Annotated in this window: 19 protein-coding genes; 17 read left to right on the top strand and 2 right to left on the bottom strand. The window is 65.7% G+C overall.

Annotated features, from left to right (window positions below):
• Positions 1-98: 98 nt before the first annotated feature.
• Positions 99-2,219, top strand: coding sequence for a TonB-dependent receptor (locus WBN46_RS12605; RefSeq protein ID WP_337731813.1), 2,121 nt, complete (start codon positions 99-101; stop codon positions 2,217-2,219).
• 56 nt (positions 2,220-2,275) lie between these two features.
• Complete coding sequence (locus tag WBN46_RS12600) at positions 2,276-4,429, top strand: prolyl oligopeptidase family serine peptidase (RefSeq protein ID WP_337731812.1); 2,154 nt, start codon at positions 2,276-2,278, stop codon at positions 4,427-4,429.
• A 152-nt stretch (positions 4,430-4,581) separates the two neighbouring features.
• On the opposite strand, the gene WBN46_RS12595 is transcribed toward WBN46_RS12600, so the two are convergent.
• Positions 4,582-5,298, bottom strand: a complete 717-nt coding sequence (locus WBN46_RS12595; protein WP_337731811.1) for an FCD domain-containing protein — start codon at positions 5,296-5,298, stop codon at positions 4,582-4,584.
• Between WBN46_RS12595 and WBN46_RS12590 the strand changes: the two genes are divergently transcribed.
• From WBN46_RS12590 to WBN46_RS12545, 10 genes are all read left to right on the top strand, one after another.
• The gene (locus WBN46_RS12590; protein WP_337731810.1) at positions 5,252-6,181 is read left to right on the top strand and encodes a (Fe-S)-binding protein; all 930 of its coding nucleotides are present in this window, start codon (positions 5,252-5,254) and stop codon (positions 6,179-6,181) included. The genes WBN46_RS12595 and WBN46_RS12590 overlap by 47 nt on opposite strands.
• A complete protein-coding gene (locus WBN46_RS12585; protein ID WP_337731809.1) occupies positions 6,178-6,861 on the top strand; it encodes a lactate utilization protein in 684 nt (227 codons plus the stop codon). Before WBN46_RS12590 ends, WBN46_RS12585 begins: the two co-directional genes overlap by 4 nt.
• Positions 6,858-8,324, top strand: coding sequence for a LutB/LldF family L-lactate oxidation iron-sulfur protein (locus tag WBN46_RS12580; protein WP_337731808.1), 1,467 nt, complete (start codon positions 6,858-6,860; stop codon positions 8,322-8,324). The genes WBN46_RS12585 and WBN46_RS12580 overlap by 4 nt, the downstream gene beginning before the upstream one ends.
• Positions 8,325-8,426: 102 nt before the next feature.
• Positions 8,427-10,415 carry a sigma-54-dependent Fis family transcriptional regulator gene (locus tag WBN46_RS12575; RefSeq protein ID WP_337731807.1) on the top strand — a complete coding sequence of 663 codons (1,989 nt, stop codon included), beginning with the start codon at positions 8,427-8,429 and terminating at the stop codon, positions 10,413-10,415.
• A 396-nt stretch (positions 10,416-10,811) separates the two neighbouring features.
• Positions 10,812-11,672 carry a transporter gene (locus WBN46_RS12570; protein ID WP_337731806.1) on the top strand — a complete coding sequence of 287 codons (861 nt, stop codon included), beginning with the start codon at positions 10,812-10,814 and terminating at the stop codon, positions 11,670-11,672.
• A gap of 70 nt (positions 11,673-11,742) precedes the next feature.
• Complete coding sequence (gene aldA / locus WBN46_RS12565; protein ID WP_337731805.1) at positions 11,743-13,179, top strand: aldehyde dehydrogenase; 1,437 nt, start codon at positions 11,743-11,745, stop codon at positions 13,177-13,179.
• Positions 13,180-13,196: 17 nt separating this feature from the next.
• Positions 13,197-13,832 carry a Rieske (2Fe-2S) protein gene (locus WBN46_RS12560; protein ID WP_337731804.1) on the top strand — a complete coding sequence of 212 codons (636 nt, stop codon included), beginning with the start codon at positions 13,197-13,199 and terminating at the stop codon, positions 13,830-13,832.
• A gap of 58 nt (positions 13,833-13,890) precedes the next feature.
• Positions 13,891-15,618 carry a PQQ-dependent dehydrogenase, methanol/ethanol family gene (locus WBN46_RS12555; protein WP_337731803.1) on the top strand — a complete coding sequence of 576 codons (1,728 nt, stop codon included), beginning with the start codon at positions 13,891-13,893 and terminating at the stop codon, positions 15,616-15,618.
• Between the two features lie 83 nt (positions 15,619-15,701).
• On the top strand, positions 15,702-16,160 hold the full coding sequence (gene azu / locus WBN46_RS12550) for an azurin (protein WP_337731802.1): 459 nt from the start codon (positions 15,702-15,704) through the stop codon (positions 16,158-16,160).
• A gap of 7 nt (positions 16,161-16,167) precedes the next feature.
• Positions 16,168-18,303, top strand: coding sequence for a TonB-dependent receptor (locus WBN46_RS12545; RefSeq protein ID WP_337731801.1), 2,136 nt, complete (start codon positions 16,168-16,170; stop codon positions 18,301-18,303).
• Between the two features lie 191 nt (positions 18,304-18,494).
• Here the strand turns inward: WBN46_RS12545 and WBN46_RS12540 are convergent, their stop codons facing one another.
• Positions 18,495-19,364 (bottom strand): formylglycine-generating enzyme family protein, encoded by an 870-nt coding sequence (locus WBN46_RS12540; protein WP_337731800.1) that lies wholly within the window; start codon positions 19,362-19,364, stop codon positions 18,495-18,497.
• Positions 19,365-19,815: 451 nt separating this feature from the next.
• Between WBN46_RS12540 and WBN46_RS12535 the strand changes: the two genes are divergently transcribed.
• The 5 genes from WBN46_RS12535 to WBN46_RS12515 all read left to right on the top strand — a co-directional run bounded on the left by WBN46_RS12535 (position 19,816) and on the right by WBN46_RS12515 (position 24,536).
• Positions 19,816-20,550, top strand: a complete 735-nt coding sequence (locus WBN46_RS12535; RefSeq protein WP_337731799.1) for a hypothetical protein — start codon at positions 19,816-19,818, stop codon at positions 20,548-20,550.
• Between the two features lie 60 nt (positions 20,551-20,610).
• Positions 20,611-21,942, top strand: a complete 1,332-nt coding sequence (locus WBN46_RS12530) for a DUF1254 domain-containing protein (protein WP_337731798.1) — start codon at positions 20,611-20,613, stop codon at positions 21,940-21,942.
• Between the two features lie 66 nt (positions 21,943-22,008).
• Complete coding sequence (locus tag WBN46_RS12525; protein WP_337731797.1) at positions 22,009-23,163, top strand: DUF1214 domain-containing protein; 1,155 nt, start codon at positions 22,009-22,011, stop codon at positions 23,161-23,163.
• 36 nt (positions 23,164-23,199) lie between these two features.
• Complete coding sequence (locus WBN46_RS12520) at positions 23,200-23,721, top strand: DUF4136 domain-containing protein (protein ID WP_337731796.1); 522 nt, start codon at positions 23,200-23,202, stop codon at positions 23,719-23,721.
• Positions 23,722-23,738: 17 nt separating this feature from the next.
• Complete coding sequence (locus tag WBN46_RS12515; RefSeq protein WP_337731795.1) at positions 23,739-24,536, top strand: hypothetical protein; 798 nt, start codon at positions 23,739-23,741, stop codon at positions 24,534-24,536.
• The last annotated feature ends 59 nt before the right edge of the window (positions 24,537-24,595 follow it).

Below are 24,595 nucleotides of genomic sequence, written 5' to 3'. Positions count from 1 at the left end.
GTTCACCTGATCGTCACGGCTTTCTGAGAAGGCCAGGCGTCCGGCGTCTGGTTCTCGCTCGCGCATACGCGCCCCATCGAGCCACCAGGAGAGCCCCAGTGAATCGCATTGCTCGCTTTTCGTCGTTCCCGTCTACGCCGCATCCTGCACGCGCGGCCTTGTGCCTCGGCATCGCCACCGCGTTGTTGTTCGCAAGCGGTGTGCATGCACAGGAGAGCGGCAACAACGCCTACGCCACCACCACGGAAGATGCGCAGCCGAAGACGGAGGGCATCAAGGACCTTGGCTCGGTGACCGTGACCGCACGCAAGCGCACCGAACGACAGCTCGACGTGCCGATCGCGATGTCGGCCGTCACCGGTGAACAGATCGATGCATTCGGCATCACCAACGTGGCCGAGATCATCGCCATGACGCCCGGCGCCGGCTCGGTCGACAACGGCGGGGGCTTCACGCAGGTGCAGATCCGTGGTGTATCCAGCTCGCTGGGCGGCAACGACAACGGCTACTACCTCGACGAAATTCCCTTCACCGGTGTCAGCGTGCCCTGGTATCCCGAAGCCCGCTCGTGGGATATCGATCGTGTCGAAATCCTCAAGGGTCCGCAGGGAACGCTGTTCGGCGAAGGCTCGATGGGCGGTACGGTACGCATCCTCACGCGCAAGCCCGACTTCAACGTGTTCGAAGGCGCCATCGAGGCCTCGGCCTCCACGACCCACGGCGGCAGCGATGGCTGGGGCGGCAAGGCCGTGGTGAACATCCCGCTGATCGACGACCGCTTGGCGGCCCGTGTCGCGGTGACCGACGAGAAGCTGTCGGGCTGGACCGACGACAACAACACCGGCGACAAGGACATCAATGAACAGCGGGTCAAGACCGGACGCGTGAAAGTGCGCTTCGCCCCGGTCGAGCAATGGACCATGGATCTGGCCTACTGGAAGTACAAGTCCGAAGCGCCGGGCGGCGGCAATGGTGCGCTCGACGACCTGACCACCAGTTCGTTCTACAGCAACGACGATGAGTGGCACACCGCCAGCTTCGTCAGCACCTACGACTTCGGAGGCTCGGAACTCTTCTATTCGTTCGCCGACGCGGAACTGGACTATGCCAACGACGGCATGCTGAATCCGACGACCACCTACGTCAGCAACATCAACCTGCAGGTCCGCACGCAGGAACTGCGGTGGTCCTCGACCGGCGACCGCACGGTCGACTGGACCGTGGGCTACTACCTGCGCGAGGCCGAGCGCAACGACGCCTCGCAGGTGGGCGGCGCGCCGCCCAGCAGCTCGACCCAGACCAACGATGCGCACGCGGTATTCGGCGAAGTCACCGTCAAGCTGCCCGATCCACGCTGGGCGGTGACCGGCGGCATCCGCTACTTCAGCGATGACGTGGACGCGATCTCGGTGTCCACCACGCGTACCTCGACGCTCGATGCCAAATTCGACAGCTGGAATCCGCGCGTCTCGTTGTCGTACAAGCCGCAGCAAGACACCACGTTGTACGCAAGCGCCGCCCGTGGCTTCCGCTCCGGCCAGCTGCAGCCGATCTCGTCGATCCTCCTGGCCGAGGCCAATGGCGTCGAGCTGCCGTCGACGATAAGCCCGGACTCGATCACCACGTACGAAGTGGGCGCGAAGTCGCTGTTCCTCGACGGCAGCCTGCTGGTGGAAGGTGCCGTGTTCTACAGCGACTGGAAGGACGTCGCGGTGCGCGTGCCGATCACGTCCACAATCAACGGCCTGACCAATTCCAAGGGCACCGAGAACAAGGGCGTGGAAGTGAACGTCGTCTACACGCCGACGGCATCGTTGATGTTGCAGGTGGGCGGTTCGATCATCGATGCCACCTACGTGGCCGACGTGCCCGGTACGCCGCTGAACAAGGGCACCGACGTCTACAACGTGCCGCGCAACAGCTTCACCGCGTCGGCGGCCTACAGCTGGGACGTCGCCGCCGACCTGCGCGGCGTAGTGCGCTCGGGTGTCGTGTACGACTCGGCGCGCGAGACGGCGCTCACCGCGGGTTCGCCTGGCGATGAGATCACGATGCTCGACGCGCGCATCGGCGTGGAGTCCGACAATGGATGGTCGGCGTTCCTGTATGGCGAGAACCTGACCAACGAGGACGGCGCACTGAATGCACGTACCACGCTGGGCGTCGCCAACCGTCTGCGTCCGCGCACGTACGGCGTGGTCTTCCGCTACAGCTTCTAACCCGACCTGCCGGCAGCCATGAGGGTGGCTGCCGGCCCTTTGACAGGACAGAACCCATGCACCTCGATATCAAGATGCCGCGCTTGCATGCGCTGGCGCTGGTCGCGCTGGCGGCGGCACCCACCGCGATGTCGCAGACGCCCGGCGATCCCCAATGGCTGGAACCGCCGCACGACAAGCAGGCACTGGAGTGGGCGCGCGCCAGGACGGCAGCGTCCCAAGCAGCGCTTCGCAGCCTGCCGACCTATGCGAAGGTCAAGACAGAACTGGCCACGGCGCTGGCCACCGGTGCGGCCGAGCCCGACATCACCCTGATGGGACCGCGCGCCGTGCGCTTCCTGCGCGATGCCGAGCACCCCTATGGCCTGCTGCAGCTCGCCACCCGGGATAAAGAAGGCCTGCCGGGACCGTGGCGCACGGTGCTGGACGTGGGTCAGTTGCGCAAGACCGAAGGCGCGCCGCTGGAACTGCAGGCCTACGACCTGTCGAGCGCCTGCCTGTCTCCGGCGTTCAGCCGATGCCTGCTGCGTCTGTCGCCGGCCGGCGGCGACGAAGTCGAGATACGCGAATTCGACCTCGACAAGGCAGCGTTCGTCGAGGGAGGCTTCAGGACGCCGAAAGCGCGTGCCTTCGCCGAATGGATGGGTCCCGACCAGATCATCGTCGAGCACACGGCCCAAGGCGCCGCCAAGACCCTGGCCGGCTGGCCGGCATCAGTGCGCCTGTGGAAGCGTGGCGAGCCGCTCGCGAACGCGCGCGAGGTTTACGCCGCTGAACCTTCCGACGCCATCGTGCAGCTGTTCGCGGTGGGAGAAGGGGCACATCGGCGCGGCGTCATCGTGCGTGCGATCAACTACTCCACCTTCGAGATCTTCGCGGTAACCGCGGAGGGGCGTCTGGAGAAGGCCGCGCTGCCGCGTTCGCTCAAGCCGATGGCCGTGCAGGCGCTGGTGGGCGACCAGGTCGTGGTCCAGCTGGGCACCGATGAGGTCGTCGAAGGCACCCGCTATCCCGCCGAAACCCTGCTTGCATGGAACAGCGACCCCGCCGTGCCGGCAGGCAGGAAGGTCACGCGAATCTATACCCCGTCCGAAGGCGACTATCTGGGCGGGCGCAGCGATATCGCCAGCGCACAGGGCAAGCTGGCGTTCGTGGTCAATCGCAGGCTGGTACCGCGCGTGCTGTTCGCCAGCCCGACCGCCGGCGGATGGACCGTCGAGGAAGCCCTGGCCGGGAAGCCGGGCGACAACATCTCGGTGCGCGGCGGGGGCAGTTCCGACGACGACCTGATCGTCGCCACGAACGGCTTCGTCACTCCGCGTCGGCAGGAAGTGTTCCGCCCGGGCCAGACGCCGAAGTTGCTGGCGCAGGATCGATCGTTGTTCGAAGAGGGTCGATACGTTACGGAGATCCGCACGGCGACGTCGCGTGACGGTACAGACGTGGACTACTACCTGCTCCGTCCAAAGGCGCCTGCCTCCGGTACGCAACCCCTCTTCATGACGGGCTACGGCGCCTTCGGCATTTCGTATCGTCCGGGCTACTTCGATTACACCGTGGGCGGACCGGCCTTCAAGCTGTGGCTGGACCGTGGCGGCTCGCTCGCGATCCCCGCGATCCGCGGCGGTGGCGAGCGCGGCGAAGCCTGGCACCAAGCGGCGATCCGCAAGGACCGCCAGCGCTCGTACGACGACTTCATCGCCGTGGCCGAGCAGCTGGTGTCGAGCGGCTACACCACCCCGAAGCAGATCGGCGTATTCGGCATGTCGAACGGCGGCCTGTTGTCGGCCACGCTGGGTACGCAGCGGCCGGACCTGTTCGGCGCGGTGGTCAGCGATGTGCCGCTGACCGACCTCATCCGCATGCGCCACATGGGCATGGGGGCGGCCTGGATCAACGAATACGGCAATCCCGACAAGCCTGACGAAGCCGCGGCGATGCTCGCCTATTCACCGATGCAGAACGTCCGCAAGGGCACAACGTATCCACCGTTCCTGGTGACTATCTCCACCGAAGACAACCGGGTCGGCCCGGGACATGCACGCAAGCTCGCCGCCCGCCTGTACGACGTGGACGCGCCCGTTCACTTCCTTGAGGATGAGGAAGGTGGGCACGGCGTGAGCGATGCGTTCCGCAATCCCGAACTCATGGCGCTGCGCATGACGTTCCTGATCGATGCGCTGATCCCCAAGGATGAAACACTACGTTGAGCCTGCACGAATCCTGAGTAAAAATAGCGGAAACCGGGGCTCGACGAGTGAAGTCGGGCCCCGGTCTTTTAGGACGTCAGCGGGACGTTCTACTGCGGACAGAGGGCAATCCTGATGTCCGCTTCCGACCCGGCGCGGACAGCGCCCGTCAGTTATGGCGAAGTCAGAGGGCGCGACACCCTTGGAAGGGCATTGAGTTGCACGGCTACGTAATCCATGTGCCCGCCCGCAACGTCGCGTGCGCGGTCGGCGTCGCGCGCCAGGATCGCGGACAGCAGCGCGTCGTGCTGTCTGCGCAACTGCTGCGACACCGGCGACTGCGGCGACAGGCCCGCGAGGCTGACCTGCACATGGTCGTGCAGCAGTGCCAGCAACGAAGCGATGAGGTAGGAGAACACGGGGTTGTGGGTGGCATCGGCGATGGCGCGGTGGAACGCGACGTCACTACGGATCTGCGCCTGACGGTCGCTGCTGCCATAGGCGGCGTCCACCGCTGCGTGTGCGGCGCGCAATCGTGCACGGTCGTCGTCATCGTGGCGCAGCGCGGCGAGCTCGGCGGTGCGGCCTTCCAGCATCGCGCGGAACTCCACCAGATCGGCCTGCAGCATCGGATGCTGACGTGCCATGTCCTGCCAGATTTCGGCCATGCGTCGCTCAGCGGCGGCGACCACGTAGGTGCCGTCGCCCTGCCGGCGCTCCAGCACCCCGCGTGCGACCAGCAGGCCGATCGCTTCGCGCGCGGTGGCGCGTGAGACCTGCAGTAGCTCCGCCAGCATGCGCTCCGCGGGCAGCCGTCGTCCGGCGACGTAACGCCCGTCGGCGATGCCCTGTTCGATGTGCCGAGTGATCTGGGCAACCTGGGAAGGCATGGCGGCGCGCTCCGCGGAAAAATTGGTCAGACCAATATACCGCCCGCCGGCGGCGCGCACAGACTCCGGTCCGGACAATGCTGACCCGCCCGCCATGCGCTCACCAGATCCTGCCTGCCCCTCCCCCTCCCGGGATGTATATGTGTTCGCCACGTGCGTGGTGGACCTGTTCATGCCTGACGCCGGCCTGGATGCGATCGCGGTCCTGGAACGGCTCGGCTGCCGCGTCCATTTTCCGGAGGCCCAGACCTGCTGCGGCCAACCCGCGTACACCAGCGGGTTTCCGGAAGAAGCTCGCCGGGTCGCGGCAGCGCAGCTCGACCTGTTTCCAGAACCTTGGCCAATCGTGGTGCCGTCGGGGTCGTGCGCCGGCATGATGCGGCACCACTGGCCGCGCCTGTTCGAGCACGACATCGCGCGGCTCGAGCGGGCCCGCGCCATCGCGACACGGGTGGTGGAGTTCACCGACTTCCTGGCTGCGACCGACCTGCCTTTACCCGTCGCCACCACCGGCGTCCCGGTGTCGGTCTGCCTGCACACCTCGTGCAGCGCCCGCCGCGAAACCGGAGCGCTGGCCAGCGGGCGCCGCCTGCTGGAGGCGTTGCCGGGCGTCGACCTGAAGATCCAGGCGTACGAATCCGAATGCTGCGGCTTCGGTGGCACGTTCGCGGTCAAGCAACCGGATATCTCCGCCGCCATGGCGGGCGACAAGGCCGATGCGCTTACCGACAGCGGCTGCGATGCCTTCGTCAGCGGCGACTGCGGGTGCCTGCTCAACCTCAACGGCACGCTCGCGCGCCGCGAAGGCGCGCTGCAGGGGCGGCATATTGCCAGCTTCCTGCGTGAGCGCTGGGGCCTTCCGGCTCCGGAGGGCAGCGCATGAGCCTTTCGTTCGCGTCGACGCGCGCGCGTTCGGCGATCCTGTCGCGGTTGCGTGCGGCTGGGCCGGTGGAACTGGCCGCGCCCGATGTCGCGGCGTACTACGCGACCGCGGCCGTCTCTGCCGTGGGTGCCCTGCGCGAACGTTTCATCGCGCAGGCGCGCGGATGGCGCGCCGAGGTGATCGAAATCGACGCCGCCGGCTGGCCCGCCGCGCTGGCATCGGTGCTGGCGGCCAAGAACGTGCGCCGCCTGATGGCGGGCCGCGACACCGCCATTGCGGACGCCTTGCCGTCGGCGACGCGCGACCTGGCGCTGGACTGGTACGACGCGCCGATCGAAACGCTGAAGCCGGTGCTGTTCGATACGGTGGATGCCGGCATCACCACCACGCTCGGCGGCATCGCCGAGACCGGAAGCCTGGTCCTCTGGCCGGATGCAAGAGAGCCGCGCACGCTCTCGCTGCTGCCTCCGATCCACATTGCCGTGCTGCGCGAGGAAGCCTTGTATTCCACGCTGCATGATGTGATGCAGCGCCAGCAATGGGCCGCGGACTTGCCGACCAACGCGCTGCTGGTAACGGGTCCGTCGAAGACCGCGGACATCCAGCGCCTGCTGGTCTATGGCGCGCATGGCCCGCGTGAGCTGGTCATCCTGTTGCTGCGCATGGAGGCCACGGCATGAGCGCCGTGCGGCCCGCTGCCGATCCGGTGGCGTTCAAGGACAACGCGCGGCTTGTGCTCGCCGACCCGGTGCTGCGTCGCGGCTTCCGTGGCGCGATGGACTACCTGGCGGACAAGCGGGCCGCGCAGTTCCCTGACGGCGAGGCGTTCGAGGCGCTACGCGGGCTCGGCGAACACATCCGCAAGCGCGCCCTGTCGCGGCTGCCGGACCTGCTCGATCAACTCGAGCACGCACTGCACGCACGCGGCGTGAAGGTGCACTGGGCCGAGGATGCCGCCGACGCCAACCGCATCTTCCTGGAGATCGCACGGCGACACGACGCGCCGATGATGGTCAAGGGCAAGTCGATGGTCAGCGAGGAGATCGAGCTGAACCACCGCATGCAGGAGCACGGCGTCGCCTGCGTCGAGACCGACATGGGCGAGTACATCCTGCAGCTCGACCATGACCGGCCCAGCCACATCATCATGCCGGCGATCCACAAGACCAAGGAAGACGTCGCCAGGATCTTCGCCGAGCACATCCCCGGCGCCGGCTATACCGAGGACGTGGACGAACTGATCGCGATCGGGCGCGTCGCGCTGCGCGACAAGTTCCGCCAGGCAAAGATCGGCGTGTCCGGGGTCAACTTCATGGTCGCCGAGACGGGATCGCTGGTGCTGGTGGAGAACGAAGGCAATGGCCGCCTGTCTACTACCGTGCCGGACGTGCACATCGCGATCACCGGCATCGAGAAGATCGTCGAGAAGCTGGAACACGTGCCGCCGCTGTTCACGCTGCTGACACGCTCGGCGACAGGGCAGGCGGTTACCACCTACCTCAACATCATCAGCGGGCCCCGCCGTGGGGGCGAAAAGGACGGTCCGCGAGAAGTCCATTTGGTGCTGCTGGACAACGGCCGCAGCCAGGCATTCACTGAAGAGCGCTTCCGCGCGACGCTGCAATGCATCCGTTGTGGCGCCTGCATGAACCATTGCCCCGTGTATGCCCGCATCGGTGGCCTGTCGTACGGCACCACGTATCCGGGGCCGATCGGCGCGATCATCTCGCCGCACCTGTTGGGGCTGGAATCGACGCGCGATTTGCCGACGGCCTCCAGTCTGTGCGGTGCGTGCGGCGATGTCTGCCCGGTCGGTATCCCGATTCCGGAACTGCTGATGCATCTGCGCGAAGCCGGACGGCACCGGCGTCCCGCAATGCAGCAACGGAACGCGTTGAAGGGGCAGGGCGCAGTGCGTAGCATCTCCGAGGTCCTGGCCTGGAAGGCGTGGCGACTGCTGTATTCGAACGGAATGCGGTATCGCTTGTTCACTTGGATCGCCTCCCGGCTGCGCGCCCTCACGCCCGCTTGCCAGGGAGGCTGGACACGCTCGCGTACCCCGCTGACTCCCGCGCCGCGTTCGCTGCGCGAGCGCTTGCGGTCATCGCGTACCACCGCCACGCACGACACACGGGAGGAGTAGGGGAACCAAGATCGCGCAGACGGCGGACCGGGAGCATCCGCACGTCCACACACACGAACGGCACGCAAGCGGGAACGTCTTCGGCCGGCCTGGGAGGGTGGCATGTCAACTGTCCAACAACACGTCGAGACGGTGTTGCGGGTGATCCATTCGGGATCGCAGCGCGCCGGCAGCAACGCAAACACCGATCTGATCCACCGTTCGTGGCGCCGCTGCGCCACCGAGCACGCACTCGATCCGGCCATGCGCCCGGACGTGCGCATCGAAACCAACTCGCGGCTGCGCGAGTGCCGCCAGCAGGTGGAAGATCACCTGCACGTGGCGCGTGCCGGCATGGAGCAGCTGTACAAGCACGTCTCCGACCTCGGCTACGTGCTGCTGCTGACCGACGCGGAAGGCGTTACCTTGGATTTCATCGGAAACGATACCTGGGATGCGCCGTTGCGCCGTGCCGGCCTCGCGCTGGGCGCCAACTGGAATGAGATCCATGCCGGCACCAACGGCATCGGTACCTGCATTGCCGAGCAGTCGACGGTGATCTGCGACCGCGAGGATCATTTCTACATCGGCCATATCGGCCTGAGTTGCACCAGTACGCCGCTATACGATCCCGATGGCGCCTTCATGGGAGCATTGGATGTCTCCGCGCTTTCGTCGCCGGATCGGCGCGAGAGCCTGCATCTGGCACGCCACCTGACCGTGCTGCATGCGCGGATGATCGAGGATGCGAACTTCATCCGGCAGTTCCGCGCGCACTGGATCCTGCGGCTCGGCACCGTCGGTCCGCTGGTTGACGTGTGCGGTGAACTGATGCTCGCGGTGGATCGCGATGGCCGCATCGTCGGTGCCAACAGCGGCGCGCGCCAGCAGCTGCGGTTGCTGGAATCGTTGCATACGCGCGACGACGCGCGCGCGCAACTGGTGGGCAACCACCTCACGGGCGTGTTCGGCACGCGCATAGACGACATTTGGCGACTTACCAAGGGCACGTCGCATGATTCGCGGGGCGTGGTGACCACGTGGGATGGGCAGGGCTACCATGCGTCGATGATCGCGCCGAAGACGGCACCGCGCATGCAGGCCGCCGACGCTGGCGAAGCGCAACGTGATCCCGCCCGGACCAGCGTGCTGTCGCGTCTGTCGGGGGGCGACGCGCGCATGGACCAGCTGCTCGAGCGCGCGGCGCGACTGGTGGACAAGCCGGTCAGCATCTTCCTGCAGGGCGAAACCGGTACCGGCAAGGAGGTGCTCGCGCGCGCGCTGCACGACGCCAGCCGCCGCGCCGATCGACCGTTCGTAGCAGTCAATTGCGCGGCGATCCCGGAGTCTTTGATCGAGAGCGAGCTGTTCGGGTACGCGCCGGGCACGTTCACCGGTGCGCGCAGTAAGGGAATGAAGGGACTGATCCAGCGATCGGACGGCGGCACGCTGTTCCTCGACGAGATCGGCGACATGCCGCTGCCGCTGCAGACGCGCTTGCTGCGCGTGCTGGCAGAGCGGGAAGTGCTGCCACTGGGCGCGGACCAGCCGGTGCGTGTTGACCTGAACGTGGTGGCGGCGTCGCATCGAGACCTGCGCCGGCAGATCGTGGCGGGCACGTTCCGCGAAGACCTGTACTACCGTCTGTGCGGAGCCACGCTGGCCTTGCCGGCGTTGCGCGAGCGCAGCGACAAGACGTTCCTGATCGAACGTATCCTGGAGATTGAAGCCGAGGCGATGGGCGTGCGCGCCGCGATCGATCCGCGGGCCGTCGCCGCGTTGCTGCGCCATGACTGGCCGGGCAACATCCGCGAACTGCGCAATGCGCTGTGCTACGCACTGTCGATCGCCGATGGCGCCACTGTTGGCCTGGACCACCTGCCGCAAGAGGTCATCGACATCCAAACCGCGATGCCGCACGCGATGGCGACAGTGATCCCGTTTCCGCGTGAACCAGTGCCCGGCGACGATGAGCGTGCCGTGCTGCTCGAGGTACTGCGCCGCAACCGCTGGAACATCAGCGAAGCCGCGCGCGATCTGGGTTCGTGCCGCGCGACGGTCTATCGACGGATGAAGCGCCTGGACATCGTGTCGCCCACGCAATCGGACTGACTGCATCCATCCTCCCGTCGGCCTGATGCCGGCTACCCGGACGGCCCGTCGTGATGACGGGCCGTCTTCGTTTGCGTCGCACTCGGGGCCCGCGCATCGGTATCGGGGTGCGACACCTGTCGCAGGGCCATGCGACAGGTAGTCGCAGGCAGGTGTCGCAATCGCATTGCACTGCCGCATGGACAGGGCCGTGCCCGTCCGCCGTGAACACGCCAAGCCCTTGATTTCATGAGGGCGCGCATTATCCATTCGCTGCACTGCAACGTGGCACGCGCCTTGCGCTACCTCCTGCGTGGACCTGATGCGCGTGCGCACCGGCGTCCCGGAAACACCGTCACGGCGCGGACCCGGGTCCGCATGCCGACCGGTCCATTCACTCGGGAGGGAAGCACCACCATGAAGAGAGAGACGATGCGCTCGCTGCCGCGCCTGCTGCCGTTGGCACTGCTGCCGCTGCTGGCGGTCGCTGGGACGGCCAGCGCGCAGACCACGTTCGACGTGATCGGTCCGCGTGAGTACGAACTGCCGGTCGGTTTCGAGCCGTTCAATGTGTTCGTGCAGTACGCCACCTACCAGGACAACGCGCGCATGTTCGACGCCGACGGCGACCGCGTCGACGGCTCCGGCAGCAAGGCGCTGACAGGCCTGTCCAAGTACGTGCGCTTCTGGACGCCGGAATCGAACAAGAAGATCGGCGTGGCGTGGGAAGTCATCGTGCCGGAAGTGGCGATCCGCAATACCTCCGCCGCGCCCGGTGACCGCCATATCAGCGGCATCGGTGATCCGATGACCGGTTTCGCGATCTGGTACAAGCCGAGCGAGCGCGCCACGCTGGGCTTCCAGTCGTTCCTGCAGGTGCCGGTGGGCACCGAGCGGGTAAGCGACACCAACTGGAAGAACCTCTCGAGCTTCTTCTGGGACTGGCGCATGGGCGACAAGTTCGGCTGGACCGGCGACGCCGGCTTCGTCTGGCAGAGCCGTCGTGACAGCGGCATCCAGCCCGGACTGACTCTGCATACCAACAACCGTTTCGCCTATCGCGCGACGCAGCGGCTGGAGCCGTTCCTGGCGCTGGACGCCGAGCACACCGAGTCCAACGACGGCCTGCCAACCGGCTGGGCGGTAGATGGCGGCGCCGGCCTGATGGTCCACACCTTCGACAACCAGTCGATCACGCTGCGCTATTCGACCTCGCTCGACGGCAAGAACCACAGCGTCAACGACAGCTTCAACCTGAAGTACGCCTACGTGTGGTGATCGCCGCACACGGCGCGCCGTTCTCCATGGACGGCGCGCCGGCAAGGACAACACAAGCCAAGGAAACCCCATGACACAGACTTACCAGAACTACATCGATGGCGCCTTCGTCGCGGGCGGCAGTGCGACCATCGACGTCACCAATCCCGCGGACGGCGTCTTGCTGGCGCGCATCCCCGACAGCGACGCGGCCACCGTTGACGCGGCCGTGTCCGCTGCGCGGCGCGCACAGCCGGCGTGGGAGAAGCGCGCACCGATCGAACGTGCCGGCTACCTGCGCCAGATCTCCGCCAAGCTGCGCGAGCACCGCAAGGAACTGGCCGGCGTGATCGTCCGCGAGCAGGGAAAGATCCAGCAGCTGGCGCAGGTCGAAGTCGACTTCACCGCCGACTACATCGACTACATGGCCGAGTGGGCACGCCGCCTGGACGGCGAGATCCTCACCAGCGATCGCGCCAACGAGAACATCTTCCTGTTCCGCAAACCTATCGGCGTGGTCGCCGGTATCCTGCCGTGGAACTTCCCGTTCTTCCTGATCGCTCGCAAACTTGCGCCGGCGCTGATCACCGGCAACACGATCGTGATCAAGCCCAGCGAAGAAACGCCGATCAATGCGTACGAATTCGCCAGGCTCGTCGACGAGACCGATCTGCCGAAGGGCGTGTTCAACCTGGTCGGCGGCCTCGGCCGCAGCACCGGCCAAGCGCTGGTCGAACATCCGCAGGTCGACCTGATCACTTTCACCGGCAGCGTCGCCACCGGCAGCCGGATCATGCAGACGGCAGGTCGCAACCTGACCCGCGTGAACCTGGAGCTGGGTGGCAAGGCGCCCGCCATCGTGCTGGCCGATGCCGATCTCGACCTGGCGGCCAAGGCGATCTACGACTCGCGCGTGATCAACACCGGCCAGGTCTGCAACTGTGCCGAGCGCGTGTACGTGGAGCGCGGCGCGCACGAGGCGCTGGTGGAGCGGCTGGTCAAGCTGTTCCGCGACACGCGATACGGCGATCCGTCCGAGCGCGACGATCTGCAGATGGGTCCGCTGGTGAACCAGGCCGGCCTGGACAAGGTGGCGGCGGCGGTGGAACAGGCCAAGCGCGATGGCGCCACCATCGTCACCGGCGGCAAGCCGGCGGAACTGGGCAAGGGTTTCCACTACGAGCCGACGCTGATCGTCGATGCCCGCGCGGACATGGCGATCATGCGCGAGGAGATCTTCGGGCCCGTGCTGCCGATCCAGGTCGTCGACAGCCTCGACGAAGCGATCGCACTCGCCAACGATTCCGAGTATGGACTGACGTCGTCGATCTTCACCCGCGACATCAACGCCGCGATCAAGGCGGCGCGCGAGTTGCGCTTCGGCGAAACCTACATCAACCGCGAGCACTTCGAGGCGATGCAGGGCTTCCATGCGGGCCGGCGCAAGTCCGGCATCGGCGGCGCCGACGGCAAGCATGGCCTGCTCGAGTTCACCGAGACCCACGTGGTCTACCTGCAGACGCCTTGAAGAAGAGAGTTGACACGATGAGCGATACGAAAGAACAGGGCGGCCGCGCATGCGCGTGCGCCGGGCATCCGGATGACAGCGGGCGTCGCAGCATGTTGAGCGGCGCGCTGGCATTGGCGGCGCTCGCCCCGATGGCCGTCGTCAGCCTGGGTGCCAGCGCCCAGGCTCCCGCGCCGGCGGCCGGCACGCGGAGCCAGAAGCCGGAGCCCGGCGACAAGCTTGCTTTCATGATCGGCCCGAAGGCCGGCAAGGAAGTGAAGCCGGCCGACGTCGAGATCGGCAAGCCGCCGCTGCTGGCCTATCCGATGGATCCGGCGACCGGCAAGGTGCTGATCTCGAAAGCCAACCTGCTGACGGTGGTGCGGCTGAAGCCGGCCGACCTGAAGCCGACCAGTGCGCGCAACGCCGCCGACGGCATCGTCGCGTTCTCGTCGTTGTGCACGCACTACGGCTGTCCCATTACCACGCTGCACCCCAGCCAGACGCAGATCGTCTGCAACTGCCATGGCTCGGTGTTCGACGCGGCCAACCGTGGTGCCGTCACGCAGGGGCCGGCCACGCGCCGTCTCGCCATGCTGCCGCTGACGATCAAGGACGGCGCACTGGTGGTCAGCGGCAAGTTCGACGGACCGCTCGGTCCGCCGACCACCTGACCTGCACCACGTTCCAACGTCCACCACCTACACCAACGCTTTACCCGGGAGGAGACCCATGCACCTGAAGTTGATCACGGCCGCGCTTGTCGCGACCTTCGCCTCGGCCCCGCTTGCTGCGGCCGACTACAACCCCGTCACCGACGCACGCCTGGCCAAGCAGGAGCCCGCGAACTGGCTGCTGACCAAGGGCAACTACGCCGGCTGGAGCTACAGCGAACTGGACCAGGTGACCACCGCCAACGTCGCCAAGCTGCGGCCGGTGTGGTCGGCGGCCACGGGCGTCAACTCGGGCCACGAGGCCCCCGCGATCGTCAACGGCGATTACATGTTCGTGGCGACGCCACACAACCAGGTGATCGCCTACGACACGCGCACGGGCAAGGTCCGCTGGAAGTTCGTGCGCGAAGTGCCGGAAGGTCTCGGTGCGCTCCACCGTACCAACCGCGGCGTGTCGCTGTATGGCGACAAGGTCTACGTCGGCAGCATCGACTGTATGCTCAGCGCGCTGGATGCCACCACCGGCAAGCTGGTATGGGAAGCGCAGGTCTGCGACTGGGAGCAGGACAGCGCCTACATCACGTCCGCACCGCTGGTGGTCAAGGGCAAGGTGCTGATCGGGCCGTCGGGCGGCGAATTCGGCGTGCGCGGTTTCCTGAAGGCATTCGACGCTGAAACCGGCAAGCTGGCCTGGACGCGCTACAGCGTGCCGGCGCCGGGCGAGAAAGGTTTCGAGACGTGGCCGCAGGACGGCGAGTGGAAGGACGCATGGAAGAACGGCGGCGGCACGATGTGGATGCCGGGCAACTACGACGCTACCAACAACGTCATCTACTGGGGCGTGGGCAACGGCGCACCGTGGCTGGGCGACCAGCGACCCGGCGACAACCTCTACCTGGCGTCGGTGCTGGCACTCGATCCGGAAACGGGCGACATCGTCAGCCACTTCCAGTACCACTGGAACGATTCGTGGGACTGGGCCGGCATGAACGCGCCGACGCTGGTGGAGTTCAACCGCAACGGCAAGAAGGTCTCCGGCCTGATCAGCGCGCAGCGCAACGGCCGTCTGTACTGGCTGGACCGCGACGACAAGGGCCAGATCACCTACAACAAGTCTGAGCCTTACGTGACCAACACGGTGTTCTCCAGCATCGACCCGAAGACCGGCCGTCCGACCTACAACGAGGAGGCCAAGCCGGCCACCGGCAAGACGCGCACCTACTGTCCCAGCCTGTGGGGCGGCAAGGATTGGCCGTACGAGGCGTACAACCCGAAGACCGGCATGTTGTACATCCCGTACAACGACAACCACTGCCTCACGCTGACCGGCCTGATCCAGCCGCGCATTCCCGGCCAGTGGTCGGCCGGCGTGGACATCAACCGCCTCGATCTATCGGTGAAGAAGAACTTCGACCACATCGGTGGCATCCAGGCATGGAGCGTGGATGGCGGCAAGGAAGTGTGGCGCGAGAAGTATCCGCACTCGTGGAACTGGGGTTCGATCATGACCACCGCAGGCGGCGTGCTGTTCGCGGGCGGTACCAACGACCGTATGTTCCGTGCGTATGACGCCAAGACGGGCAAGCTGCTGTGGGAGTTCCCCACGCCGTCCGGCATCATCGCGCCGCCCAGCACCTTCACCGTCGACGGCAAGCAGTACATCGCGGTGGTGTCCGGCTGGGGCGTGGATGCGCAATGGATCCAAGGCAAGATGCACGACCTCGCAGGCTGGGAGAAGGCCGTGCCGGAAGGTGGTTCTGTGTGGGTGTTCGCACTGGGCGACTGATCGCCACGACGGTGTCCTCCGCCCTGCGCGACCCAGATCGGGGTCGCGCAGGGTTCCCCTAGCGAAAAAGCAGGAATGTCCTGATGCTATCAAAACACGTATTTCCCTGCCTTGTCGTTGCGCTGCTTGCCTTGGCGCCACTGCATGCCGCAGCGAAGACCTGCAACGTCGCCATCGGCAGCAACGATGCGATGCAGTTCGACAAGACCGAGATCCGCATCGCTGCCGACTGCACGCAAGTGAAACTGACGCTGCGGCATACTGGCGCCCTTCCCGTCGAGGTGATGGGCCACAACTGGGTTCTGACGAAGACGGCGGACCTTGAAGCACTGGCGGCGGCCGCCGGCAAACTGCCGTCCAGCAGTAACCATGTACCCAAGGGCGACGCCCGCGTGCTGGCGGCCAGCAACGTGATCGGCGGCGGACAGACCACCACGCTTACCTTCACGACGGCCGCGCTGCGCAAGGGCGGCGACTACACCTTCTTCTGCTCGGTGCCCGGCCATTGGACGATGATGAAAGGAAAGCTGGTGTTCGGATGATCCACGCATGATGAAGATGTCGCGCTTCTGGCCACTGTTGGGAAGTACGTTGGTCGCACCGTGTGCGCTGGCCGCCCCTGGCGGAGCGCCGGACATGCCAGCGGAAATGCTGGACCGGGTGGTCGTCACGGCGACCCGACTGGAAGCAGTCAGCGCGTTCGATACGCCGGCGTCCACCAGCGTGGTCTCGCTGGGCGATGGCGGTGCTCGCCCACAGGCGGCGTTGTCCGAGGTGCTCGACGGCATCCCAGGGTTGCTCGCACGCGAACGGCAGAACCTGGCACAGGACACGCAGTTGTCAATCCGCGGATTCGGTGCGCGCTCGACCTTCGGCGTACGCGGGTTGCGCCTGTACGCCGACGGCGTGCCGGCGACGATGCCTGACGGGCAGGGGCAGGTGTCGCACTTCAACATGCTTGGCGCGGATCGCGTCGAAGTGCTGCGCGGTCCGTTCTCGGCCCTGCATGGCAACTCGTCCGGCGGCGTGATCCAACTGTGGAGTGATATCCCCGAGGAAGGACATGAAACGCGCGTGCAGGCCAGCGTGGCCAGCCATGACAGCACCCTGCTGGGTGCGCGTTTTCGCGGCGTCACGGATGCACTGGGCTACAGCATGGCGGCATCGGTGCTGGATACGGAAGGCTATCGCGACCACAGCGCCGCGCGGCGCGAATCGCTCAACGCCAAGCTACGGCTGACGCCGGGCGCCGGCACGCTGGACCTGCTGCTCAATCATTTCAATGCGCCTGATGCCAAGGACCCCCTAGGCCTGACGCGTGCGCAGGCGTGGCAGGATCCAAGTCAGGCATCGCCCGTCGCGAAGCAGTACGACACACGCAAGTCCGTCCGGCAGGATCAGGTCGGTGCGGTCTACACGTGGCCTTTCACCAGCGGGCATCGACTGCGTGCGATGGCCTACGGTGGTCGCCGCCAGGTCGAGCAGTACCTCGCATTGCCGATCGCGGCACAGGTCAATCCGCTCAATTCCGGCGGCGTGATCGATCTGGACAACGACTACGGCGGAGTCGACCTGCGCTGGTCATGGACCGGCGAACTAGCCGGGCGGCCGTTCGAGCTGAGCGCTGGGACGAACGCTGATCGCCAGCGCCAGCATCGCCGTGGCTACGAGAACTTCATCGGCACCACGCTCGGTGTGCGCGGCGCCCTGCGGCGGAACGAGCGCAATCAGGTCGGGAACGCTGATCAGTACGCGCAAGCCTGGTGGCAGCTGGCGCCACGCTGGTCGTTGCTGGTCGGCGCCCGCCACAGCCGTGTCAATTTCCGCTCAGACGATGCGTATGTCGCTGCCACCAATCCCGACGATAGCGGTCGTGCGGTGTATGAACGGACCACGCCGGTCGCCGGACTGGTATTCGCGCCGTCCGATGCATTTCGTCTGTACGCCTCGATTGGCCGCGGCTTCGAGACGCCGACCTTCAACGAAGTGGGCTATCGCGCCGATGGCGGCGCCGGATTGGCATTCGACCTGCGTCCGGCCACCAGCCGCAGCGCGGAGCTCGGCCTGAAATGGCGCGGCGATGCCGGCACGCGTATCGAAGCTGCGGTGTTCCGTGCCGATACGGACGATGAACTTGCGGTGGCGCGCAATGTCGGTGGCCGCAGCAGCTTTCGCAATGTAGGCGCCGCGCGCCGCGAGGGCGTGGAAGTGCAGGCGAACGTCCCGTTGCACGATGCCTGGCAGCTGCAGTTCGCCTACACGTGGCTGGATGCAACCTTCCGCGACAGTTTCCCGATCTGCACCGCGAGCGGCTGCACGTCGCCGGTCGTGCAGGTCGCCGCCGGCTCCCGCATTCCCGGCGTCGCCCGGCAGCAGGCGTCGGCACGGCTGCGCTGGCAGGGCGCCCAGTGGAACGCCAGCGCGCAGCTGGTTGCCGTGGGCGATGTCACCGTGAATGACACCGGCAGCGATCGCGCGCCCGGCTACGGTCTGCTCAATCTGGAACTGGCCCGTGACTGGACGCCGGGCACGGGACGATTGCAGGGCTTCGCGCGCATCGACAATGCGCTAGACCGCTTCCACATCGGCTCCGTCATCGTCAACGAAGGCAATGGCCGCTTCTACGAACCGGGCGCGGAGCGGACTCTGATCATCGGTGTTCGCTGGCTCTGGAACGATTCCTGATCGTCGTACGACGTCAAAGGCTCCGGTGAGTGAGCTTTCCGGAGAAGTCCGCTTCTGGCCGCAAGTGGACACTGGCGGGGAAGGGGATTAGGGGGGCGTCATCGAGGGTAGGACGGCTGTCAGCGTGCGCCTGCAATTCGACTTATCAACATCTTTTTGTATGTTATCAACCCAACTAAGCGCGATACCCGTTATAGGGGCGCTGTGCGAACGCACCGAAACCCGATGTCGCAGGCCGGACTGTCGACCGCTCTCGCCCTCCGCGCAGGTGCGCGGTATCGGGGGGAGTGTTTCGAGTCGCACAGATGGGAGCCCCCCTTCAGGACGCGCCGTGGCACCTGCCCGCTGGCGCCGAACGCCAGGCAACTGTCCACCGCATTCGTGACTCTGGGGTTCCGTCGGATGGTGTTGGCTCTCGGGCGATCGTGCCGGGGTGCCCAGAAATCGGTCGTCCATTCCCAGACGTTGCCGATCATGTCGAACAATCCGAGTGCGTTCGGTGGGTACGCATGCACCGGCGATGTCCGGAGGTAACCGTCCTCGGCCGTGTTGTCGCTCGGGAACATTCCTTGCCAGGTATTGGCCATGTGTGCGCCGCTTGGAGCGAGTTCCGCACCCCATGGGAACTCATCCTGACTCGCCGCGCGCGCGGCAAATTCCCATTGCGCCTCGGTAGGCATTTCCTTGCCCGACCAGCGGGCATAGGCGTGGGCATCCGCGTATGCGACGTGCACGACAGGATGATCCTCGAGTCCACGGAGATCCGAATCGGGTCCGAGGGGATGCCGCCAGTCGGCGTCGGCAAGCAGGCGCCACGCATGCCGTTTCGCGTCCTCCGCTGCCCGGGCTTCGGGGAGGAACACGTGCGAGCCGGTCCGCTTGGGCCCGAGTTCCGCGAGCGTGATGTACCCGGTGGCCTCCACGAAAGCCGCGAACTCGGCGTTCGTCACGGGATAGGCGTCCATGTGGAAGCCGTCGACCGACACCTTGTGGGCGGGCGATTCTTCTGGGAAGTGATGATCCGATCCCATGATGAATGCGCCGCCAGGAATCCAGACCATCGGCGCAGGTGATCTCCGGTCCAAGTGGCACCTCGCGAGACGTTCGGGCGTCGTTTGGGCGATCAGACGCTCGAATGAAAGAAGATCGCAATGAAACCACCTGTGGCCTGCCTTGTATCTCCGGAATGCTACGCACGCGTGAATCAGTAGATTCGCTCATCCGGGAGGCACCGGGCAGGTCTTGCGAAGGAACGAAGAGCCGGTGCATGCGAGCACCCTCAATGGGCGCCTTCTGATGTCCCGCCGTGTGCGGCTGGGGCGTTACGCGTGCACTGCCTCGAGTTCTAAGTATTTCTGCGTAGTCATGTCTGTTGCTTCTCCGAATATCCCGGCGCTGGTCGGGTCTGCATACTGGAATCGACGCTGATCCGGGAGGATGCGTCTTACATCTGGCGCCACGCGACGGATGGACTTCAGATGGCTCTCGGGATGGAGCAACGGAAAGATGGTCATGCGCATGATGGACGTGCGGCTGCTTGTCGCAATGGGGGTCGCGGTGGCCTCGGCGCCTGCGGGCGCCAACGACTGGGACTGGATGGTGGAGCCGTATGCGTGGGCCACCACTATCCGTTCGGACCTGGAAGCCGCGCGGCCGCCCATCGAGGGATCCTCCGAGATGGCGTTCTCGGACATCCTCGACAAGCTCGATGGATCGCTGCAGGTGCACGCCGAAGGGAGAGGCGACAAGATCGGTGCGTTCGCCGACTTCACCTACCTCGGTATCTCGGAGAGTCGGACCGGCGACTTCGCGAGGACCGAGACGGACCTGGATACCAGGCTATTCGAGGCGGCCTGGGTGTGGATCCCGGGGGGGCAGCGTGATCGCGGACTCGATCTTTTCGGTGGTGTCCGCTGGATCGATGCGGACCTGAAAGTCGAGATCGATCCGGAGAACCCGCAACTCGCCGGGCGCGTTCTGGATGTGGGGGACGATTACCTCGACGCGATGCTGGGCGCCCGCTACACCTGGGCGCCGTCGGATCGATGGCGCATCACCGCGCGCGCGGATGTTTCCGCGGGACAGACCGAGGGTGCGTGGAATGCGAGCCTGATGGCGCACTACAGCATCGGGAACGGCAGGGTCCTGCTGGGCTATCGCCATCTGGAAGTCGAACTCGAGAGTGCTGGTACGCGTACCGACCTGGCGATGACAGGCCCCGTCATCGGCTATGCGTTCGCATTCTGACGTCGAATCGAAACGACCGGCGCCAAGTGCGCGTCGCAAACAACAGTCAAGGAAAGCGCCATGAAATCGAACGTCACCGCCGCGGACGTCTACAAGGAGGCCTACATCTATGGCTTCCCGATGGTCGACAGCTACCGCATCCAGCACTCGTACTTCATCGATGAGGAGAACCCGGAGTACAAGGGGGCCTGGAACGTCCCGCACAGCGTGGCGCGCGTCTACACGCCCGACGACAAGGCCATACAGACGCCAAACTCTGACACGCCTTACACCTTCCTGGGCGCGGACCTGCGGGCGGAGCCGATCGTCATCTCCGTGCCGGACGTGCCCGAATCGCGTTATTACTCGCTGCAGTTCGTCGACATGTACACGCACAACTTTGCGTACGTGGGCAGCCGGGCGACGGGAAGCGCCGCGGGCAACTACCTGCTCGCCGGGCCCGACTGGACTGGCGAGGCGCCTGCGGGCATCGATGGGATCATCCGCAGCGAGACCCAGTTCGCCTTCGTCCTGTATCGGACGCAGTTGTTCGATGAAGCGGATCTCGACGAGGTCAAGAGGATCCAGTCGAAGTACGTTGTGCAAGCTCTGTCCCGGTTCATGGATGTGGCTGCGCCGCCCGCTCTGCCGCCGGTGGACTTCATTCCTCCGCTCAACCCTCAGGCCCAGAAGGACTCCCCCCGGTTCTTTGCGGTCCTGAACTTCCTGCTCCAGTTCGCTCCCATCCACGCGAGCGAAGTGGGCCTCATGGAGCGCTTCGCGAAGTACGGCATCGGTGCCGGTCTCGCGTTTGATGCCGACCGCCTGACGGAAGAGCAGCGTACTGCTGTCGTAGCCGGCATGTCGGAGGCATGGAATGCCTTCGCCACGTTTAAGAAAGAGCAGGTCGACACCGGCCGGAGGAGCAGCGCCGATGGGTTCGGAACGCGCGAGTTTCTCAAGAACGACTACCTGGCGAGGATGGCATCGGCGGTACTCGGCATCTACGGCAACTCAAAGGACGAGGCCAACTATCCCGTCTACTTCGTCGATGCCGAAGGCAGGCCCCTGGATGCGTCGGTGCATCGCTACCAGCTCACGTTCGAGGCCGGGCGGCTGCCGCCGGTGAACGCCTTCTGGTCGCTGACGATGTACGAACTGCCAGCCAGTCTGCTGACGGCGAACCCGATCAATCGGTATCTGATCAATTCACCGATGGAGCGCGATCTGGTGCGTGGACAGGACGGCAGCATAACCCTGTACATCCAGCATGCGTCGCCGGGGCGGGACAAGGAGCCGAACTGGCTTCCTGCGCCTGCGGGGCCGTTCTTCCTCGTGATGCGCGAGTACTGGCCCAAGCCTGCCGCGCTGGACGGGACGTGGACGCCTCCCCGGGCGGTCCGCGTCGCCTGACGAAGCCCGCGTGCGGTGTGCGCGGCACCGCGCGCGTCCGCCCACCATCCTTGCAGGGAGTTCCTGATGAGCCTTTCCAAGATCGCCATCGCTGTCGTAGCCATCCTCTCGCCCGCGCTGTTCGCCGCGTGCAACCCAACGCCTGATGCATCTCCCGAGGAGAAAGCACCCGTGGATAGACAAGCCGCCGCCACCCCCGAAACGCCGCCCGCCACCGCCATTCCCGACCTGGGCGATCCCCGTTTCTGGAAGAAAACGTCGGACGGAAAGATTCTGGTCACGCCGGACAACTTCATCCGCGCAGAATCCGACGTGTACATGGCCGCGCAGACCAAGGATGGTGCGTTCGGAACCTTCAAGCACACCCGTGAAGCCGCGCCGGTGGACAAGCAGCTGATCGTCCGCCTGAACCGCGACACGATCTATTCGTCCGGCGTCTTCGACCTGGATGCAGGGCCGGTGATGTTCACGCTGCCGGAGGCGGGCGACCGCTTCGTCTCGGCACTGGTGATCAACCAGGATCACTTCAATCCTGATGTCTTCTACGGCCCCGGCACCTACACGTTGACCCGGGAACGCGTCGGAACGCGCTACGCCATGGTGGGCATCCGCATCCTGGCCGATCCGAACGATCCCGAGGACATGAAGCGGGCGAACGGTGTCCAGGATGGCATCACCGTGAGCCAACCCGGCGGTCCGGGCACCTTCGAGATTCCTGCGTGGGATCCGGTCAGCCAGAAGCGTGTCCGCGAGGCACTGATCGCGTTGTCCGACACCTTGCCCGACCTGCGCTACGCGGCCGGCCGCGACATCGCGGCCGTCAATCCAGTCCGCCGCGCCGCCGCCGCCGCGTCCGGCTGGGGGCTGAACCCGGACAAGGACGCGGTCTACCTGAACGTATTTCCCGAGAAGAACGATGGGAAGACGCCCTATGAGTTGACGGTTGGCGCGGTTCCCGTGGATGCGTTCTGGTCCATCACCGTTTACACGAAGGAGGGCTTCTTCCAGCCCAATGCACTGAATGCCTATTCCATCAACAGCATCACGGGCAAGAAGGGCGCAGACGGAACGATCACGGTGAGGTTCGGCGATTGCACTGCCGACAGTACGAACTGCCTCCCGGTGACGACGGGCTGGAACTACATGGTGCGGCTGTATCGCCCGCGTCCGGAAATACTGGATGGCAGTTGGGCTTTCCCCGTGGCCAAGCCGGCGCCTTGAGCGCAGAGACAAACATGTCGAAGGTTGGAGCATGACATGAAGAAGCCTGCACTCTTTCTGCTCGCGTCGCTGGTGGCCGCGTGCGCCAGCACGCCCACGGTGAGCACGGATGCCGATCCCCGGGGCGAGTTCGCCCGCTACAGGACGTTCCGCTGGATCCAACCGCCGCAGGACGTTTCGCCACTCCTGCGGCAAAGGATCGTCGAGGGCGTGAACAGCCAGCTGGTCGCCCGTGGCTGGTCTGAATCCGCAGATGCGGACGTTGCCATCGCAGCCCATGTGGCGACTCAGCAACGCCAGGACGTCGACACCTTCTACAACGGGCCCGCCTATGCCGGATGGGGATGGCGTGGACCCTGGGCGGTCGGGACCGTCGGCACCTCCGTGCGTACGTACGAGGTGGGCACCCTGGTCGTGGACCTGTTCGACACGCGCACGCGGCAGGCGGTGTGGCGCGGTACGGCGAAGGGCACGATCCCGAGTTCGCAGGAACGGCTGAATGAGGGTGTGCACGCAGGCATCGTCGAGATGTTCAAGCAGTTGCCCGCAGGACGATAGGCCCGCCAAGGAGACATATGAAGAACGTCATGACGCGCAGCGTTGCGGTTGCGCGCAGGTGTGTGCTGCCGGTGATCTGCAGTGTTGCGCTGGCCCCGCTGGGCGCTGCCGCGCAAGAGCAGGAGCCGGCGCCGAACAATGGAACCGACCCCACCCGACTGACCACGTCGGCGGTCGTGGCCTACGAGTACAACGACCTCGACGGGGGCATGGAACGCCATTCGCCACGCCTGGACCTGACGTTGCCGTTTGGCGAGAAGCAGGATTACAGCCTGCGCTTCAGGGTTCCCGTGGTGAGCAACGACATCGTCGGCGACGACAGCTTCGGGCTGGGCGACGTCTCGGTGACGGGGACGCACGTGTTCGGATTGACCCGACAACGGGGGCTGGTGGCGCAGGCGGAGATGATCTTCGATACCGCCTCGCGCGACGAGCTTGGAGCCGGCAAGCATGTATTCAAGGGAACCTTCATCTACGCCAGGTTCCTGCCGAAGGGAATCTTCGCGCCGGCGCTCGTCCACAGCCTGGATGTGGGTGGCGACAGCCACCGGCCCGATGTCAACGCCACCACCATCGACCTCTACTACGTGCCCAAGCTCGCGGACCCCCGCACCTTCATCACGCTCGATCCCGCGCTGAATCTCGATTGGGAGAAGGACGCCAGGTTCGGCAGCGTCGCGATCACGGCTGGCCGCGTCGTGGGCAAGGCGTTCGGCGGGGTGGCGCAGGTGTATGCGAAGCCGAGCGTGATGTTCGGCAATGAGCGTCCAGGCGACTGGAGTCTGGAATTGGGCTTCAAGGTCCTGGGTTTCTGACGCATCGCGTCGCTCTACCCATTCTTTCCCTACATCCCATGAAACAATCTTCGCGCTCT

Origin of the sequence: Pseudoxanthomonas sp. CCNWLW251, from assembly GCF_037402255.1 — a bacterium.
GTDB lineage: Bacteria > Pseudomonadota > Gammaproteobacteria > Xanthomonadales > Xanthomonadaceae > Pseudoxanthomonas_A.
Note: the sequence above shows the minus strand (reverse complement) of the source record. Positions and strands in the feature narration are given on the sequence as shown.